We start from the raw sequence: 17,232 nt of genomic DNA, 5'->3' as shown, positions 1-17,232 counted from the left end.
TGGCAGCGGGAGAGGACGGGCAATGGGCTCGCTGACCTTCGAAGGGTTGGGCAAGTCCTATGGCGAGGTCGAGGTCGTCAGGGACGTATCCCTGAGGATCGCCGAGGGCGAATTCGTCTCGCTGCTCGGCCCGTCCGGCTGCGGCAAGACCACGATCCTGCGCATGGTCGCGGGGCTGGTCGAGCCGAGCCGCGGGCGCATCCTGATCGGCCGCGACGACGTCACGGCCTTGCCGCCGAACAAGCGCGGGCTCGGCCTCGTCTTCCAGTCCTATGCGCTGTTTCCGCATATGACCGTGTTCGAGAACGTTGCCTTCGGCCTGCGCCGCCGCAAGGTCGCCGGCACCGAGCTCGACAAGCGCGTCAAGGAGGCGCTTGGCATGGTTCGGCTCGCTGCCTTTGGCGAGCGCTATCCGCGCCAGCTTTCCGGCGGACAGCAACAGCGCGTCGCGATTGCGCGGGCGCTGGCACCGCATCCGCGTGTGCTGCTCTTCGACGAGCCGCTCTCCAATCTCGATGCGCAACTGCGCGATGAGATGCAGATCGAATTGAAGCGCCTGCAGCGCAGTCTCGGCATCACCACGCTCTTCGTCACCCATGACCAGGGCGAGGCGCTGTCGATGTCGGACCGCGTCGGCGTGATGGCCAGGGGCGTGATGCAGCAATTCGCAACGCCCGAAGACATCTATCACCGCCCGGCCACCGGCTTCGTCGCGAGCTTCATCGGCAGGCCGAACCGGCTCGCTGGCTCTGTCGCGATGCGGGAGGGCGCGGGCGGGCGCCTCGCCGTCGGCGGTGTCGAAATCCCGGCCGCACGTATCGACCAGCCTGCCGGCGCCAAGGTCGATGTCGTCATCCGGCAGGAGGCCGTCGCGATCCGCAGCGGTGCGCCGCTGCCCGGCGAGATCGCCGGCGAGGTCGTGCTGCGCTCCTTCAGCGGGGCGCGAGTGCAATATGTCGTCCGCTTGGCGGAAGGCGTCGAGATCGTCGCCGAGGCGGCTTCGCATGGAGCGGAAGCGGCCCTCGCAATAGGCGCGCCGGTCGCGCTTGCCATCGATCCGGCCTCCGTCTTTGCGATGTCGCCCGAGAATGCCACGCCATGATGTCGCGGCGGCAAGGGCTCCTGCTGATCTCGCCGCTGCTGCTGGTGCTGGCGGGGTTCTTCCTTGTGCCGGTGCTGATGCTGTTGCCGACGAGCGTCAGTGTCTACGAGCCCGGCACCGGCCTCGTCAAAGGCGCCTGGACGCTGGCGAACTACACCCAGATCGTCACCGACGACTATTATCGCGAGGTCGTCTGGCGCACGCTGGGCTTGGGCTTCTCCGTCACTCTGATCTGCCTGCTGCTCGGCTATCCGCTTGCCTATCTCATCGCGCGCGGGCCGGAGCGCTGGCGCGTGCCGCTGATCCTGCTCGTCATCTTCCCGATGCTGCTCAACCTCGTGGTGCGCTCCTTCGGCTGGATCGCGCTGCTCGCCAATCGCGGCCTCATCAACAACCTGCTGATGCAGCTCGGGCTGACGGCAGCGCCGGTGAAGCTGCTGTTCAACTTCATCGGCCTCTTCATCGGCCTCACGCATATCTACCTGCCCTTCATGGTGCTGATGCTGGTCGCCGCGATCCGCAACGTCCCACGCGACGTCGAATCCGCCGCCGCGACGCTCGGTTCCAGCCGTGCCCATGTCTTCATGGCGGTGACGCTGCCGCTTTCGGCGCCCGGCATCCTCGCCGGCTCGATCCTCGTCTTCGTGCTGACGATCAGCGCGCTGGTGACGCCGCGCATGCTGGGCGGCCCGACCTATCAGGTCATGGCGACGCTGATCTACGACGAGTACATGCAGCTTCTCGACTGGCCGAGCGGCTCGGCGCTCTCCTTCGCGCTGACCTTCATGGCGGTGGCGATCATCTGGCTGTCGAGCCGGCTGACCAAGCGCTGGGCGGGCATGGCATGAGCGCGGCAGCTGAAGACCGCCCCGGCTGGGGGCTGACGGCCACGGCCTTCGCGGTCGTCGCCTTCCTGCAATTGCCGGTGATCGTCGTCGTGCTGGCGGCGTTCTCGACGACCTCCTACCTCACCATTCCGCCGCAGGGGCTGACGCTCGCCTGGTTCGGCAAGGTCTTGAGCGACCCGACCTATCTCTCCGCAATCCGCATGAGCCTGATCCTGGCCTGCGGCTCGACGGTGATCTCGCTCGGGCTCGGCGTGGCCGCGGCCTATGCCCTGTTCCGCAAGGTGCTGCCGGGCTCGGAGGCGATCACCTCCTTCCTGATGGCGCCACTGGTGATGCCGGCCGTAGTCGTAGGCGTCGCGCTTTTGCAGTTCTATAGCATGAGTGGCTTACGCGGCTCGCTCATCGGCTTGCTGTTGGCGCATGTCGTCATCACCGTGCCCTATGTCGTGCGCTCGGCGCTGGCGAACCTGTCGGGCCTCGACCTTGCCGTCGAGGAAGCGGCACGCGTGCTCGGCGCCAGCGGCTTCGAGGCCTTCCGCCTCGTCACGCTGCCGCTGATCGCGCCGGGGCTGGTGGCGGGCGCGCTGTTCTCCTTCATCACCTCGCTCGACAACGTCCCCGTCACGATCTTCCTGATCAGCGCCAGCCAGACGACGCTGCCGGTGCTGATCTTCTCCTCGGTGGAGATGGGCATCGACCCCAGCGTCGCCGCCGTCTCGACGCTGCTCATCCTCGCCACCGGCATCGTGCTCCTCATCGCCGAGCGCCGCTTCGGCTTCCACCGCTTCGTGTGATGGCGATGGATCGACCACACCGTCATTGCGAGGAGGCGCAGCCGAAGAAGCAATCCAGGGGGACCGGGTGGGACGCCTCACCCAGTCCTCCTGGATTGCTTCGCTGCGCTCGCAATGACGCGGCAGCTCCGACCGCCCACGTTTTCTTTCAACCGGACGTGATCCCATGCCGCTGACCTCCAAGGGTTTCCCGCTCTTCCTCACCTTCGATCTCGACGCGGAGACGATGTGGACCGGTCGCGACCCGGCCTATGCCAACCGGCCGATCCTGATGTCGCAGGGCGCCTATGGCTGGAAGGTCGGCACCGGCCGCGTGCTCGATCTGCTCGACCGCTACGGCATCAAGGCGACCTTCTTCGTGCCGGGCCTCGTCATCGACCAGCGCGAGTGGCTGATGGAGGAGATCCTGAAGCGCGGCCACGAGCTCGCCCATCATAGCTACAGCCACACCTGGATCCTGAACCTCTCGCCCGAGGAAGAGCGCGAGGAGATGGAAAAGGCCTATCAGTCGATCAAGCGCGTCAGCGGCCGGGCGCCGCGCGGCTGGCGCTCGCCGGCGGCCGAGATCAGCCCGATCACCATGCCGATGCTGGTCGAATACGGCTTCGACTATTCCTCGAACTTCTTCGACGACGACTCGCCCTATCTCCACACCGTCGAGGGCAAGGAGACCAAGATCGTCGAATTGCCCTTCCGCTGGGTGCTCGATGACGCGCCCTTCTTCCAGTACTCCATCGTGCTGCCCGGCCGCACCATGCAGGCGCCGTCGGCCCTGCTCGAAGCCTGGAAGGGCGAGTTCGACGTGCTCTATGCCGAGGACCGGATGATGATGGTCGGCATGCATCCCGAGATGATTGGCCAGCCCTCGCGCATCAAGGCGCTGGAAGGGCTGATCGAACACGCGCTGAAGCACCCGGATGTCTGGATCGGCCGCTGCGACGAGATGGTCGACGACATGCGCCCCGGTCTCGAGAAGGCCCGCGCGGAGGCCAGGCGATGAGCGGCGCGCTCGCCGGCCGGCGCATCCTGATCACCGGCGCGGCCAAGGGCATCGGCCTCGCCACGGCCGAGCGCTTCGTGAAGGAAGGCGCGCGGGTTGCGGCGCTCGATCGCGATGCCAAGGCGCTGGCGGCGCTGGCCGGGCGTTTCCAGGGGGACAAGCTTTGCACCTTCGAGGTCGATGTGTCCGACCTCGCTTCGGTTAGCGCCACCGTTGCCGACACTGCCGCCACGCTCGGTGGGATCGACGGTGTCGTCAGCTCGGCGGGGATCGACCTCATCGCCGATATCGAGGCCATGGCGCTCGCCGATTGGAACCGCATCATCGCGGTCAATCTGACGGGTCCGATGCTGGTGGCGCAGGCCGCCTATCCCCATCTCAAGGCAGCGGGCGGCGGTACCATCGTCAATGTCTCGTCCGGAGCCGGCCTCTCGCCGCTGAAGCATCGCACCGCCTATTGCGCCTCCAAGGCCGGCTTGCAGATGGCGGCGAAGGCGCTCGCCATGGAGGCTGCGGAATTCGGCATCCGCGTCAACACGATCTGCCCCGGCGCGGTCGAGACGGAGCTGTTCCGCACGAGCATCGACACCGCGCCTGATCCGGTCGCGGCCTATGAGGCCGTGCGCGCCCGCTACGCGCTCCAGCGCGTCGCCTCGCCGGAGGAGATCGCCGCGGCGATCCTGTGGCTGACCAGCGCGGAATCCTCCTATGTCACCGGCACGGCCATCGCCGTCGATGGCGGCCGGACCTTCCACTAGCGACAAGCAGGAGTCGGCCATGACGAGCGGACGCTTCACCGGCAAGGTTGTCGCCATCACCGGCGCGGCGCATGGCATCGGCGCAGCGACGGCGCGCCGCTTCCTCGACGAAGGTGCGCAGGTCGCCGTGATCGACCGCGAGGCCGACGGCTTCGCGGAAAGCTTCGCTGGCCAGCCGGGCGACCGCCTCCTGACCATGGTCGGTGACTGCACCGATGCGGCGGTGCTCGCCGATTTCCATGCCCGCACCGTCGCGGCCTTCGGCCCGGTCGACATCCTCTTCAACAATGTCGGCCAGAGCGGGCGCGAGCGCGCCGCTGAGTTCCACGAGTCGCAGGAAGAAGTCTGGCGCTTCGTGCTGGAGGTTTCGCTCTTCACCGCGATGCGGATGAGCCGCCTCGTCGTGCCGGCGATGCGCGAGCGCGGCGGGCGCATCGTCAACATGTCGAGCGATGCCGCCCTCGTCGGCGATGCCGGTCTCACCGATTACGCCGCCGCCAAGATGGGCATCATCGGCTTCACACGCTCGCTCGCGCGTGAGCTCGCGCCGCATCGCGTCACCGTCAATGCGGTAGCGCCCGGCGCCGTCCGCACCCGCGCCCATGACCGGCTGACGCCGGCCGTGATTGAGCGCATCAAGGCGACGACGCCGGCCGGCTTCATCGCCGAGCCGGAGGACGTCGCCGGCTGCGTCGCCTTCCTCGCCAGCGAAGACGCCCGCTACGTCACCGGCCAGACGCTGCTGATCGATGGCGGCCGCTGGATGATCTGAGGACCGCCATGACCGATATCGCCGACCTCTCCGCCGTCGATCTCGCTGCCGCGATCCGCGCGAGAACCGTTTCGCCCGTCGAGGCGGTCGAGGCCGCGCTCGCCCGCATCACGGAGAAGGCCAAGCTCAACGCCTTCATGGCCGTCTCGGCCGAGCGGGCTCGCGCCGAGGCGAAGGAGGCCGAAGGAAAGCTGATGCGCGGCGAGCTGCTCGGCGCGCTCCACGGCATCCCGTTCTCGGTCAAGGACCTGACCAACACCGAAGGCGTCGCGACCACGCAGGGCTCGGCGCTCTTTGCCGGCAATGTCCCGAAGGCCGATGCGGTCGCTGTCGCCCGCGCGCGCGCCGCCGGCGCCATCCTGATCGGCAAGACCACGACGCCGGAATTCGGCCACAAGCCCTTCACCGAGGGCCCCTTCTTCGGCCGCACGCTCAACCCTCACAGCCACGCCCATACCTGCGGCGGCTCGTCGGGCGGCGCTGCGGTTGCTGTCGCGGCCGGCATGGGCCAGCTCGCGCTCGGCAGCGATGGCGGTGGCTCGATCCGCATCCCCGCCGCCTGCTGCGGGGTCGTCGGCCTGAAGGCGACGCTGGGCGCCATTCCCAACCTGCAGGCGCCCGATCTCTTCGGCGCGAACTCCTTCGTCGGGCCGATGGCGCGGGATGTCGCCGATACCCGGCTGATGTTCGAGGTGCTGCACGGCCCGGACCGGCGCGACCCCTATGGGCAGGTGCCGGCTTTCCCGGAGCGCCGGCTCGCCGAAGGCGAAAAGTCGCGCATCGGCTTCCTCCTGCGCTGCGGCAATATCCTCGATCCGGACGTGGAGGCCGCGGTCGTCGCCGCGATGAAGCAGGCGGAAGCGCTCGGCTGGGCCGTCGAGCCGATCGAGCTCGATCTGGTTTCGCTGGAGCCGCATTTCCTCGTCTTCCTGCGCTCGCTGCTGCTGGCCCGCCTCGGCAGCCATGCCGAGAAGACGCCGGAGAAGCTCGATCCGACCCTGCTGGCCACGATCGAGTCCGGCCGCGGCTACAGCGCCGCCGAACTCTGCCAGGCTCAGTTCGCCCGGACAGATTGCTTCGCCAAGGTGCAGGACATCCTCGGGCGCTTCGACCTGATCGCCTCTCCGACCTTGTCGGCGCCGGCCCTGCCGGTCGGGCTCGATCCGCTCGGCCCGATCGAGATCGCAGGCAAGCCGGTGGGCACGATCCGCGGCGCTTGGTATCCTTACACCTTCCCGTTCAACCTCACGGGCCATCCGGCCCTGTCGCTCCCGTGCGGCTTCAGCCGCGACAAGCTGCCGATCGGTCTCCAGCTTGTCGGCCGCTGGCATGAGGATGCCTACCTGCTGGATGTCGCGGCCCGGTTGGAGAGCGCGTCGCGCGCTTCTGTCCGCTAGTCGGCAGGCCAGTTCGGGAGCCGGCCAACCTGAGCCATCCTGGCAGTTGTCAGGCGCGCCGCTACGACTTCGGAATGATCAAAGAGCGCTTGACCTTACCATCGTGGGAAGGCGCAGTCTGCCGCAATCGTCAAACACAGGACATTGCAGCGATGTGCTCTTGCCACCAGCATTCGAATGCGGCCTCAGTCGCGCCCACAGCCTCGAGCGGAGCGATCAGCTTCCTCGTCGAGGAATGACCTGCGGCCATTGCGCCGGCACGGTCAAGCAAGCCATCGAGGGGCCGGATTCCCGGTACAGTGGTCACCGCGGACCCTGCTTTGAAGCTGGTCGAGGTGCGCGGCAGTACCGACTTGACGGCGATCAAGGCGGCAGTGGTCGCCTCGGGCTATACACCCGGCGCCGAACGGGCCAGCTGAGAGACAGGCGGCCGGCAAGAAGGTGCCGGCTGCGCAGGTATCGGGGTTCGCGGGTCCGGAACAGCGAGACAGCATTCCATGACAACCCATCACCACCATGCCGGTCATCATTCCCATGAGCATGCCCACGGCCGTGGCCATCCGGCCGTGCCGGAGCAGGAGGTGAAGGACCCGGTTTGCGGAATGACGGTCGATCCAGCGACGGCGGAGCATCGCGCCACCCATGCCGGGCAGACCTTCTTCTTCTGCTCCGAAGGTTGTCACGACAAGTTCCAGGCGAACCCGGCGGTTTATGTGGGGAAGGCCGAGGCGCTTCCGGCGAAGCAGGCGCCGAAGGGGACGATCTATACCTGCCCGATGCATCCCGAAATCCGCCGGCCGGCGCCGGGCAACTGCCCGATCTGCGGCATGGCGCTGGAACCGGAGATCGCGAGCGCGGAACAAGGTCCCAGCGCCGAGCTGGTCGATATGACCCGCAGATTCTGGATCGGGCTTGCGCTCGTCGTGCCGGTCTTCCTGCTCGAGATGGGCGGCCATCTCGCCGATCTGCATCACTGGATCGGCCAGCAGGCCGCGAACTGGATTCAGCTCGTGCTGGCGACGCCTGTCGTTCTCTGGGCGGGCTGGCCGTTTTTCCAGCGCGGCTGGGCCTCGCTCGTCAATCGCAGCCTCAACATGTTCACCTTGATCGCGATGGGAACAGGAGTCGCCTGGGTCTACAGCGTGGTCGCCACGGTGACGCCGGGGCTTTTCCCGCAGGTGTTTCGGGCTGTGGACGGCTCGGTCGCGATCTATTTCGAGGCCGCTGCGGTGATCACTGTTCTGGTGCTGCTCGGACAGGTCCTGGAATTGCGGGCGCGCGAGCAGACCGGCGGCGCGATCCGCGCCCTGCTCGACCTGGTCCCAAAAACCGCAAGGCGGGTGCGGGACGACGGCTCCGACGAGGATATCGGCCTCGACGCCGTCGCGGTCGGTGATCGTCTGCGCGTCAGGCCCGGCGAAACCGTGCCGGTAGACGGCGAGCTCATCGAAGGACGCAGCTCGATCGACGAGTCGATGGTGACGGGTGAATCGATGCCCGTCACCAAAGAGGTTGGAGCTGCGCTGATCGGGGGCACGCTGAACCGCACCGGCGGCTTCATCATGCGCGCCGGGAAGGTCGGCAGCGACACCATGCTGGCCCGCATCGTCGACATGGTCGCGCAGGCGCAGCGCTCCCGCGCGCCGATTCAACGCCTTGCCGACACGGTGTCCGGCTGGTTCGTTCCGCTCGTCATCGTCATCGCCCTGGCCGCCTTCGGCGCCTGGATGGCGTTCGGGCCGGAGCCGCGCTTCGCCCATGGGCTCGTCGCGGCCGTGGCGGTGCTCATCATCGCCTGTCCCTGCGCGCTTGGCCTGGCGACGCCGATGTCGATCATGGTGGGGGTCGGGCGTGGTGCGCGTCTCGGCGTCCTGATCAAGAACGCCGAGGCGCTCGAGCGCTTCGAGAAGGTCGATACGCTGGTCGTCGACAAGACCGGCACACTGACCGAAGGCAAGCCGCGGCTGATCGCCTTGCGGCCTGTGAGCGGATTCGACGAGAATGAACTGCTGCGGCTCGCCGCCTCGCTGGAGCGCGCGAGCGAACATCCGCTCGCCGCCGCGATCGTCGATGCCGCGAAGGAGCGGGACCTCGTCTTGACCGAGGCCCGGGACTTCGACAGCCCCGTCGGCAAGGGTGTGACCGGCACGGTCGAAGGCCGGTCGATCGTGATCGGCAGCCACCGGATCATGGCCGATGCCGGCATCGACGTCTCTTCCCTGGCGGCGGAAGCGGAGGCCTTGAGGGCCGAAGGCGGAACCGTGATCTTCGTCGCCCTGGATGGTCGCGTCGGCGGCCTGCTGGCCATCGCCGACCCGGTCAAGCAAACCACGCCGGCGGCGATCCAGGCTCTCAAGCAGGCCGGCATCCGCGTGGTCATGCTGACCGGCGACAACAGGACCACGGCACAGGCGGTGGCGCGCCGGCTCGGCATCGACGATGTCGAGGCCGAGGTGCTCCCGGAGGACAAGAGCGCCGTCGTGAGCAAGCTGCGCGCTGAGGGCAAGGTGGTCGCCATGGCCGGCGACGGGGTGAACGATGCGCCCGCCCTCGCGGCGGCCGATATCGGCATCGCCATGGGACCCGGGACCGACGTTGCGATCGAAAGTGCCGGCGTGACCCTGCTCAAGGGCGATCTGCAAGGCATTGTCCGTGCGCTTCAACTGAGCCGGGCGACAATGGGCAACATCCGGCAGAACCTGTTTTTCGCTTTTATCTACAACGCTGCCGGCGTCCCGGTGGCTGCAGGCCTGCTCTATCCGCTGTTCGGGATCTTGTTGTCGCCGATCATCGCGGCTGCGGCGATGGCGCTGTCGTCGGTCAGTGTGATCGGCAATGCGCTGCGCTTGCGCGCTGTTTCACTCGAACGATGAGCGCTCGCATCGCCAGTGGCCGCGGAATTCGGAGCAGGAGATCCATCATGGCAAGCAAACTCTTCCCGTCTCGCCGCGGGCTGGTGATCGGCGCCGCGCAGGCAGCCGCTGCGCTCGCGCTGTGGCGTCCCTCGATCGCGGCCGAGACGCTCCCCAAGATCATCGTGACCCGGGATCCGAACTGCGGTTGCTGCGGCAACTGGGTTGCGCATGTAAGGGCCGCCGGCCTTACTGTGGAGGTGGTCGAGGTCCCGGATGTCGCCCCGCTCAAGGCCAGGCTCGGCGTGCCCGATGCGCTTGCCTCCTGCCACACGGCGGAGATCGGTGGCTACGTCGTGGAGGGGCATGTGCCGGCTGCGGCGATCAAGCGCCTGCTCATCGAGCGGCCGCGCGTGACAGGCCTTGCCGTCGCGGGCATGCCGGTCGGCTCACCCGGCATGGAAGTTCCCGGGCAGGTGCCGCAGGATTATGAGGTCATTGCGTTTTCGGCTGGCGCGCAGCAGGTGTTCGCGCGCTATCGCGGGTTGCAGCAGGTGTGAGGCTTGTACGTGGACCCGCGTGTCGTCCGGGAAGCTGGAGCATTATGCTTTGAGCTGGAATCGTGAGGCGCAGGCTAGCGCGACGCGAACCCCTCCCCCTTGTGGGGAGGGGCAGGGGTGGGGGTCGGAAAGCAGAGCAATCGATCGGGAGGTGTGCTCGGCGGTGCTGCTATGGCGCTGAATTTTCCGGCCGATCACCAAGCGGCACCACCCCCACCCCTCTCCCCTCCCCACAAGGGGGGAGGGGAAGAGCGCGCATCGCCAGCGTGGCGGTTCAACCTAAGAGCAGCATGCTCTAGCCCTCCGGCTTGCCGGAGAGGCGGCTGCCGATGCAGTGCCGGTCGGTACAGGTGATATCGATCACCTTATGCGAGGTGCCGAGGCAGTTGGCCCGATAGATCACGAGCGCCTCTTGCTTCAGCAGGGTGGTGATCTGCGGCTCGACGCAGCCCTGTTCGAGCAGGACGCGTTGCAAGTCTCCATCCGAGGCCGAGGCAGCGAAAGGACCAGCCAGGATAAAGATCGCCGGAATGCAGCCCCGGCGAAGAAGGGCGGATCCGAGAGATCCGCCCTTGCCGGGAAGCGTCACTTAGCCTTCTCGAGCTTGGTGACGGTGAGCTGGCCGTTGACGCGGTCGGCGTCGAACTTGATCTTGGTCCCCGCCTTGAGGTCCTTCAGCATGGCGGCATCGCCGGCTTTGAACACCATGGTCATGGCGTCCATGTCGAGGTTCTTGATCGGGCCATGGTTGATGGTGAGCTTGCCCTGGGCCTCGTCGACCTTGGTGACGGTGCCGTTGACCGACTGCGCGGCGGCCGGCAGCGCGACGGTCAGGAAAGCCAGGGTGGCGGCAGTCTTCAGCATGGGAACACTCCTTTCGCTGAGTTTGATGCTTACTTGACGATGATCTTGCCGGTCATCCCGGCTTCGCGGTGGCCGGGGATCAGGCAGGAGAAGTCGAACTCGCCCGCCTTGGTGAAGGCCCAGACGATCTCGCCGGTCTTCTTCGGCGCGAGCCGCTTGGCGTTCGGGTCGTCATGCTCCATGTCGGGGTTCTTCTGCATCTCGACGGCGTGCTTGAGGTTCTCCTCCAACGTCGCCAGGACCAGTTCGTGATCGAGCTCGCCGTTGTTGCGCAGCTGGAAGCGGACCTGCTCGCCGCGCCGGACCTCGATCCGGTCCGGAATGAAGGCCATCTTGCCGTCCCGCTCGCTCATCACGACCTGGACGATGCGGGCGGGCTTCTTCGGGTCGCCCGCCTTGCCATAGGCGGTCTCGTCGCCATGGCCGTGGCCGTGGCCGGCACCGCCGGGACCCGCCAGGGCGGCGCCGGCCGACATCAGAAGCGCGATCGCGGCCAGTTTGAACGTGGCTGTCTTCATGTAGCTCTCCAGAGGTGGGTTCTAGGTTGTCGCAATTTCAGTGGTTGGAATGGGAACTCTTCGCAGCCGGGCGCGGCTTGCCGTCCGGTCCGAGGCTGGGCTTGCGCGGGTCCTTGGCCCGCCATTCAGCCGACTGGACGCCGCTGTCGGGCGGCGTCGCCCGCGGTGCCTCGCCGAGCTTCTGCCCCTTGAGTTCGTAGGCGACGGTGCCTTCGGGGTGCTTGAACCAGCCGGGGTCCTTGTAGTCGTTCTTCGCCAGCCCCTCGCGGACCTTCACCACCGAGAACATGCCGCCCATCTCGACCGCGCCGAATTGGGCGAAGCCCGTCATCATCGGTAGGGTATTGTCCGGTAGCGGCATTTCCATCGCGCCCATTTCGCCCATGCCGTTCGAGCCCATCGGCATGTAGCCGGGTGCGATCTTGGCGATGCGCTTGGCGAGGTCCTTCTTGTTCACGCCGATATAGGTCTTCACCGAATGCCCCATGGCATTCATGGTGTGGTGCGATTTGTGGCAATGGATCGCCCAGTCGCCCGGCTCGTCGGCGACGAAATCGAAGGCGCGCATCTGACCGACGGCGACGTCGATCGAGACCTCGTCCCAGGCCGCTGCGGGATCGACCCAGCCGCCATCGGTGCACGACACCTTGAACTCGTAGCCATGCATGTGGATCGGGTGGTTGGTCATGGTCAGGTTGCCGAAGCGGATCCGCACCTTGTCGTTCTTGCCGACGACGAAGGGGTCGATGCCCGGAAACACCCGGCTGTTCCAGCACCACAGGTTGAAATCGGTCATGGTGTTGACCTTCGGCACATAGGAGCCGGCCTCGATGTCGAAGGCGTTGAGCAGGAAGACGAAATCGCGGTCGACGCGGCGGAAGGCCGGGTCCTTCGGATGGACGACGAAGAAACCCATCATGCCCATCGCCATCTGGACCATCTCGTCCGAATGCGGGTGGTACATGAAGGTGCCGGAGCGCCGGAGCTGGAATTCGTAGACGAAGGTCTTGCCGGGCGGGATATGCGGCTGCGTCAGCCCGCCGACGCCGTCCATGCCGTTGGGCAGGCGCTGGCCATGCCAGTGGACGGCGGTGTTCTCCGGCAGCTTGTTGGTGACGTAGATGCGGACCTTGTCGCCCTCGACCGCTTCGATCGTCGGGCCGGGAGACTGGCCGTTATAGCCCCAGAGATTGGCCTTCATGCCGGGCGCGAGCTCCCGCACCACCGGCTCGGCGACGAGATGGAACTCCTTCCAGTCGCCGTTCATCCGCCAGGGCAGGGACCAGCCGTTCAGGGTCGCGACCGGCTGGTAGTCCGGCCCCGTGGTCGGCACGAGCGGCGCCTGCGTCGTCGCCTCCTTCATGGTTGGCGCCTCGGGGACAGCCGCGAAGGCGGCGCGCCCCGAGACGGCCGCCGCCCCGGCCAGCACGAGCCCGGACGAACCGATGAAGCCTCTGCGAGATAGGGATGTCATGTCGGGAAACTCCTTCAGTGCCCGCCGCCGGCGTCGCCGCCGCTCGCCGCCGCGACGGTGGCCGGGCCGCCACCCCCGCTGCCACCGCCGATCAGGGCATGCTTGAAGTCGGTATGGGCGATCCAGAAGTCGCGGCGGGCATTGATCGCCGCGACATTCGAGAGGATGCGGTTGCGGGCATCGGTGATGAGATCCGTCACATCGGTGAGCATGCCGCTGTACTGCAGCAGCGACTGGTCCAGGATGATCTTGCGCAAAGGCAGGACGTTGTTCTGGTACTGGCGGGTGATGTCGTAATTGGCGCGGTAGGCGGTGTAAGCCTCGCGTGCCTCCGAGCGGATATTGACCGCCTTCTCCGCCAGCCTGTTGGCAGCCTGCATGTAGGTCTGTTCGGCGAGGGCGACCTTCGACTGGCCGAAATCGTAGATCGGGATGTCGATCTCCAGTTCCAGCGTCCGGCTGCGGCTGGTCTCGCGCTCGACATGGCCATCTTCCGTGATGACACGCCCACGATCGTAGGTGCGGCGTCCCAGCAGATCGACGTCGTTGACGAAGCGCGTCGCCTGGGTGAGCCCCAGCGACTTCGCCAGCGTGTCGAGCTCGGTACGTGCGATCCGCAGATCGACGCGCTTGCGTAGGGCCTCGGCCTCGATCGCCTTGACCGATTGCAGCCGCGGCAACGGCGGCAAGGTCTCCGGCAATCTGAACTTCAGATCGTCGCCCCACAGGCCGAGCTGGCGGACGAGCCGCTCGCGCTCCTGGCGCTGCAACTGGCGGGCCTGGGCGAGCTGCACGGTCAGCTCGGCCTCGAAGGCGAATTCGCGCGCCTGGTCGATCTTGTTGACGCCGCCGGTCTCGCCGAGCCGCTTGAACAGTTCGGACGCGGCGTCGGCCGAGCCCTTCGCCTCCTGGTAGAAGGCGACCTGGGCATTGGCCGCGACCGCGCGATAATACTGGCGACGCGTGTCGGCAGCGAGCCGGAGAACCGCCTCAGCCGTCCGGAGCTGCGCCGCCTGGAAACGATCGCGGGCGATCTCGGCCCTGGCCGGCAGGGTCGCAAGCGCCAGCAGGCTGCCGGCGATCTGCCGCTCGATCTCAAGCCCGAAGGTGCCGGAGCGTTTCGAGATGCCGAGCCGCGGGTTGGGCGGCAGGCTGGCTGCGACCATCTGGGCCTCGGCCATGCCGAGCTCGTTGAACGCGGCCTGGAGCCCACGGTTGTTCAGCAGCGCGACCTGCACGGCGATGTCTGCCGTCAGCGGCTTGCGCAGGAGCTGATCGACACGCGCCTTCGCCGTGAGCGCGGCCTGGTCGTCGCCGATCTTGACCACGTCCTTGCCGATATCGGCGTAAGCTGCCGTCTGGACCGGGCCCATGCCGCCATCGGCTGAAAAGCTCGCGCAGCCGCCGAGCATCGCGGCCGCTCCGGCAAGCAGCCCCCAGCGCAGCAGGCGGCGGACATTCGGGGCGCGGGAGGCGGTCAAGGCTGGCCTTTCGAGGTCGGCGTGGCAGCGGGAGGCGAGGGGGTGGACGGGCAGCCTCATGATTTCGGCCCGACCTGACGGTTGAGCTCGTGCCAGTCCTTGGGGTCGGCCGGGCGCAGCGTGGCGGCGCCGGCGGTCACGCTGCGATATGCGACGGCGGGAACGCGGACATTCGGGTCGGCCGGCCTGGCCAGGTGGTCTGGAACGGCGGACATCGTGCAGGCGCCGAGCGCCAATGCGATCGCCGCCAGGAACGGCACCTTCACCAACGTCACGATTCGGCTCCCTGCTTCGCTGAGGAAGGGGTAGCAACGCGGCTCTGCGTGCGTCCGTTACAAATTGTTTCAAACCGACGAGCGCGGCTGTGCCCCGGGCGCGCTATACAGGATTGACAGTGATGAGTTCCGGCGAGGCCGGGCGACATGGATGGCGGACTGGAAGCGACGCGCGCGATGAACCCGGCTCCCGACGATCACGGGCATATCCTGGTGGTGGATGACGATCCGCAGATCAGGCTTCTCGTCGCGCGCTTTCTCCAGCGGTATGGCTATCAGGTCACCGGCGCCCCCGACGGGCGTGTGATGATGGATGTGCTGGCGCACGCCGCCATCGACCTGATCGTGCTCGACCTGATGCTGCCGGGCCGTTCCGGCGTCGAGCTCTGCCGCGACCTGCGCGTGACATCCCAGATCCCGATCGTGATGCTGACGGCCCGCAACGAGGAAAGCGACCGCATCATGGGTCTGGAGGGCGGGGCGGACGATTATGTCACCAAGCCCTTCAGCCCGCGCGAACTGCTGGCGCGGGTGCGCGCCGTGCTGCGTCGTTCGCGTGCCGCCCGCGGCTCCGTCGAGGCGCGGCGCGTCGAGGCGATCAATTTCGATGGCTGGCGCATGGATCTGCGCCGTCGCGAGCTGGTCTCGCCCGGTGGCATGCTGATTGATCTTTCGACCGGCGAGTTCGACCTGCTCGTCGCTTTCGTCGAGCACGCCAACCGCGTCCTCTCGCGTGAGGCCTTGCTGCAGTTTGCCAAGGCGCGGACGAGCGACGACCCCTTCGATCGCACGATCGACGTCCAGATCAGCCGCCTGCGCCGCAAGCTGGAGGCCGACGCCAGCGGCGGACAGCTCATCAAGACGGTCCGCGGCGCCGGCTACATCTTCACCTCCAGCATCGCCCGGCGGGAAGGTCAGCCCGCTTGAGGAAACTAGAGTATTTTCGAGCGAAGTGGACACCGGTTCGCGTGAAGAAAATGCGACCAAACAACGAGCGAGAGCATGTCCGCGATTCAGGGAAACGCGGACATGCTCTCGTCGAACGCCTCTGGCCCGACACGGTCGCGAGCCGCGCCATCCTGATTCTGGTCGCCGCCTTGCTGGCTTTCCACCTGCTCGGCTACTGGGCCTATCGCGTTGGCGTCGAGAGCCTGGCGACCGCAGCGCGCGACCGTGGCCTCGCCGAGCACATCGTCTCCATCAAGCGGGCGATCGCGAGCCTTCCCGCCGCGCCTGAGCGGGACCGTGTCGCGCATGACCTGTCGAGCGCCAGCCTTGAGGTCCATTGGAGCAAGGTCAGCCTCGTTCTCGGAACCGCGCCGGTGACGGAACGGACGCGCGTGATGGAGGCCCGTCTCAAGGAGTTGGCACCGGACCTCGCGGCGGAGTCCTTCAGGGTCGGCTTCGCGGATGACGGAGGCCTGGGGACCGGCGATGCCGATGCCTACCGGCACATGATGCTGGTGTCGGTGCGGCTGGATGACGGGTCCTGGGTGAACTTCTCCTCCTCCGCCCTCGGCGCGACCCAGCATGTCGACTGGAGCGTGATCGCGGTGACCATCTGCTTCGGCGTCGGCATCGTTGTCGTCGCGCTGTTGCTGTTGCGCTGGGCAACGCGGCCGCTGCGGGACCTCGCCATCGCGGCCGAGCGCTTCAGCCTCGATCAGGCGCCCCACCCGCTTCCCGAGCGCGGCCCGGTCGAGGTGCGCCGCGCCGCGCACGCCTTCAACACCATGCGAGAGCGCATCCAGCGCCTCGTGGGAGAGCGCATGCAGGCCATGGCAGCGGTCTCGCATGATCTCCGGACTCCGATCACCCGGCTCAGGCTCCGCTCCGAATTGCTCGACGACGACGCGACGCGCCGTCTCATCGATGCCGATCTCGGCGAGATGGAGCAGATGATCGACGCGACACTGGACTATCTGCGCGGCGGCACATCCGGCGAAGCGGTGCGGCCGATCGATCTGGCCTCGGTCATCGAGACGATTATTGACGAGCATCTCGATCAGGGGCACCGCGTCGGCTTTTCCGGACTTGCCTCCGCCCCGGTGCTGGGGCGCGTCCTGTCCCTGAAGCGCGCCTTCTCCAATCTCATCGGCAATGCCTTGAAATATGGTGGCGCCGCCGAGGTCACGATCACTGAAGCCGACGGCCTTTTGGTCGTCGCGATCGAGGATGAAGGTCCAGGCATTCCGCCGGCCGATATGGAGCGCGTGTTCCATCCCTTCGTCCGGCTTGAGGAATCGCGCGGTCGCCAGACCGGTGGTTCGGGGCTCGGCCTGACGATCGCCCTTGCCGTCGCGCGGTCGCATGACGGGGCGATCGCATTGGAGAACCGGCCGGAAGGCGGCCTGCGCGTCACGTTTTTCATTCCGAGGCTCGGTCACGCGGCCTAGGGCTTGCTGCGTTTTCATGGAAGCGCGGGTCATCCCGGCCGGGGAGCCGGGATCCATGCCTGAACCTTTGTCGGGAAGCGCTCCGGCATGGATCCCGGGTCAAGCCCGGGATGACGGCGTGGTTCCGTGTAAAACCGCACC

Annotated in this window: 17 protein-coding genes; 11 read left to right on the top strand and 6 right to left on the bottom strand. The window is 67.1% G+C overall.

Annotated features, from left to right (window positions below):
* Positions 1–22: 22 nt before the first annotated feature.
* The 9 genes from FQV39_RS17040 to FQV39_RS17000 all read left to right on the top strand — a co-directional run bounded on the left by FQV39_RS17040 (position 23) and on the right by FQV39_RS17000 (position 10,083).
* Positions 23–1,102, top strand: coding sequence for an ABC transporter ATP-binding protein (locus FQV39_RS17040; protein WP_149131371.1), 1,080 nt, complete (start codon positions 23–25; stop codon positions 1,100–1,102).
* The gene (locus FQV39_RS17035) at positions 1,099–1,950 is read left to right on the top strand and encodes an ABC transporter permease (protein WP_149131370.1); all 852 of its coding nucleotides are present in this window, start codon (positions 1,099–1,101) and stop codon (positions 1,948–1,950) included. Before FQV39_RS17040 ends, FQV39_RS17035 begins: the two co-directional genes overlap by 4 nt.
* Positions 1,947–2,744, top strand: a complete 798-nt coding sequence (locus tag FQV39_RS17030) for an ABC transporter permease (RefSeq protein WP_149131369.1) — start codon at positions 1,947–1,949, stop codon at positions 2,742–2,744. Before FQV39_RS17035 ends, FQV39_RS17030 begins: the two co-directional genes overlap by 4 nt.
* A 166-nt stretch (positions 2,745–2,910) precedes the next feature.
* A complete protein-coding gene (locus tag FQV39_RS17025; RefSeq protein WP_149131368.1) occupies positions 2,911–3,744 on the top strand; it encodes a polysaccharide deacetylase family protein in 834 nt (277 codons plus the stop codon).
* Positions 3,741–4,502, top strand: coding sequence for an SDR family NAD(P)-dependent oxidoreductase (locus FQV39_RS17020; RefSeq protein ID WP_149131367.1), 762 nt, complete (start codon positions 3,741–3,743; stop codon positions 4,500–4,502). The genes FQV39_RS17025 and FQV39_RS17020 overlap by 4 nt, the downstream gene beginning before the upstream one ends.
* 19 nt (positions 4,503–4,521) lie before the next feature.
* Entirely contained in the window at positions 4,522–5,274 is a 753-nt protein-coding gene (locus FQV39_RS17015) for an SDR family NAD(P)-dependent oxidoreductase (protein WP_149131366.1), read from the top strand.
* A gap of 8 nt (positions 5,275–5,282) precedes the next feature.
* Positions 5,283–6,671 carry an amidase gene (locus FQV39_RS17010; protein WP_149131365.1) on the top strand — a complete coding sequence of 463 codons (1,389 nt, stop codon included), beginning with the start codon at positions 5,283–5,285 and terminating at the stop codon, positions 6,669–6,671.
* Positions 6,672–7,168: 497 nt separating this feature from the next.
* Positions 7,169–9,544: a heavy metal translocating P-type ATPase gene (locus FQV39_RS17005; protein WP_149131364.1), complete on the top strand. Its 2,376-nt coding sequence runs from the start codon at positions 7,169–7,171 to the stop codon at positions 9,542–9,544.
* Positions 9,545–9,591: 47 nt separating this feature from the next.
* The gene (locus FQV39_RS17000) at positions 9,592–10,083 is read left to right on the top strand and encodes a DUF411 domain-containing protein (protein WP_149131363.1); all 492 of its coding nucleotides are present in this window, start codon (positions 9,592–9,594) and stop codon (positions 10,081–10,083) included.
* A gap of 295 nt (positions 10,084–10,378) precedes the next feature.
* Here the strand turns inward: FQV39_RS17000 and FQV39_RS16995 are convergent, their stop codons facing one another.
* The 6 genes from FQV39_RS16995 to FQV39_RS16970 form a co-directional block, all read right to left on the bottom strand.
* Positions 10,379–10,558 carry a hypothetical protein gene (locus FQV39_RS16995; RefSeq protein WP_149131362.1) on the bottom strand — a complete coding sequence of 60 codons (180 nt, stop codon included), beginning with the start codon at positions 10,556–10,558 and terminating at the stop codon, positions 10,379–10,381.
* A gap of 110 nt (positions 10,559–10,668) precedes the next feature.
* A complete protein-coding gene (locus tag FQV39_RS16990) occupies positions 10,669–10,947 on the bottom strand; it encodes a copper-binding protein (RefSeq protein WP_149131361.1) in 279 nt (92 codons plus the stop codon).
* 29 nt (positions 10,948–10,976) lie between these two features.
* On the bottom strand, positions 10,977–11,465 hold the full coding sequence (locus FQV39_RS16985; protein ID WP_149131360.1) for a cupredoxin domain-containing protein: 489 nt from the start codon (positions 11,463–11,465) through the stop codon (positions 10,977–10,979).
* Positions 11,466–11,502: 37 nt separating this feature from the next.
* Entirely contained in the window at positions 11,503–12,939 is a 1,437-nt protein-coding gene (locus FQV39_RS16980; RefSeq protein ID WP_149131359.1) for a multicopper oxidase family protein, read from the bottom strand.
* A gap of 14 nt (positions 12,940–12,953) precedes the next feature.
* Positions 12,954–14,420: a TolC family protein gene (locus FQV39_RS16975; RefSeq protein WP_248313045.1), complete on the bottom strand. Its 1,467-nt coding sequence runs from the start codon at positions 14,418–14,420 to the stop codon at positions 12,954–12,956.
* 56 nt (positions 14,421–14,476) lie between these two features.
* Positions 14,477–14,695 carry a hypothetical protein gene (locus FQV39_RS16970; protein WP_149131357.1) on the bottom strand — a complete coding sequence of 73 codons (219 nt, stop codon included), beginning with the start codon at positions 14,693–14,695 and terminating at the stop codon, positions 14,477–14,479.
* 147 nt (positions 14,696–14,842) lie between these two features.
* Here FQV39_RS16970 and FQV39_RS16965 point away from each other — a divergent pair, with 147 nt between their 5' ends.
* Both FQV39_RS16965 and FQV39_RS16960 read left to right on the top strand, forming a co-directional pair.
* A complete protein-coding gene (locus tag FQV39_RS16965) occupies positions 14,843–15,622 on the top strand; it encodes a response regulator (RefSeq protein WP_248313044.1) in 780 nt (259 codons plus the stop codon).
* Positions 15,623–15,672: 50 nt separating this feature from the next.
* Complete coding sequence (locus tag FQV39_RS16960) at positions 15,673–17,091, top strand: ATP-binding protein (RefSeq protein WP_149131356.1); 1,419 nt, start codon at positions 15,673–15,675, stop codon at positions 17,089–17,091.
* Positions 17,092–17,232: the final 141 nt, after the last annotated feature.

It is taken from the genome of Bosea sp. F3-2, from assembly GCF_008253865.1.
Taxonomy (GTDB): domain Bacteria; phylum Pseudomonadota; class Alphaproteobacteria; order Rhizobiales; family Beijerinckiaceae; genus Allobosea.
The sequence above is the reverse complement of the archived record's forward strand: the minus strand, read 5'-3'. Positions and strand labels throughout refer to the sequence as shown.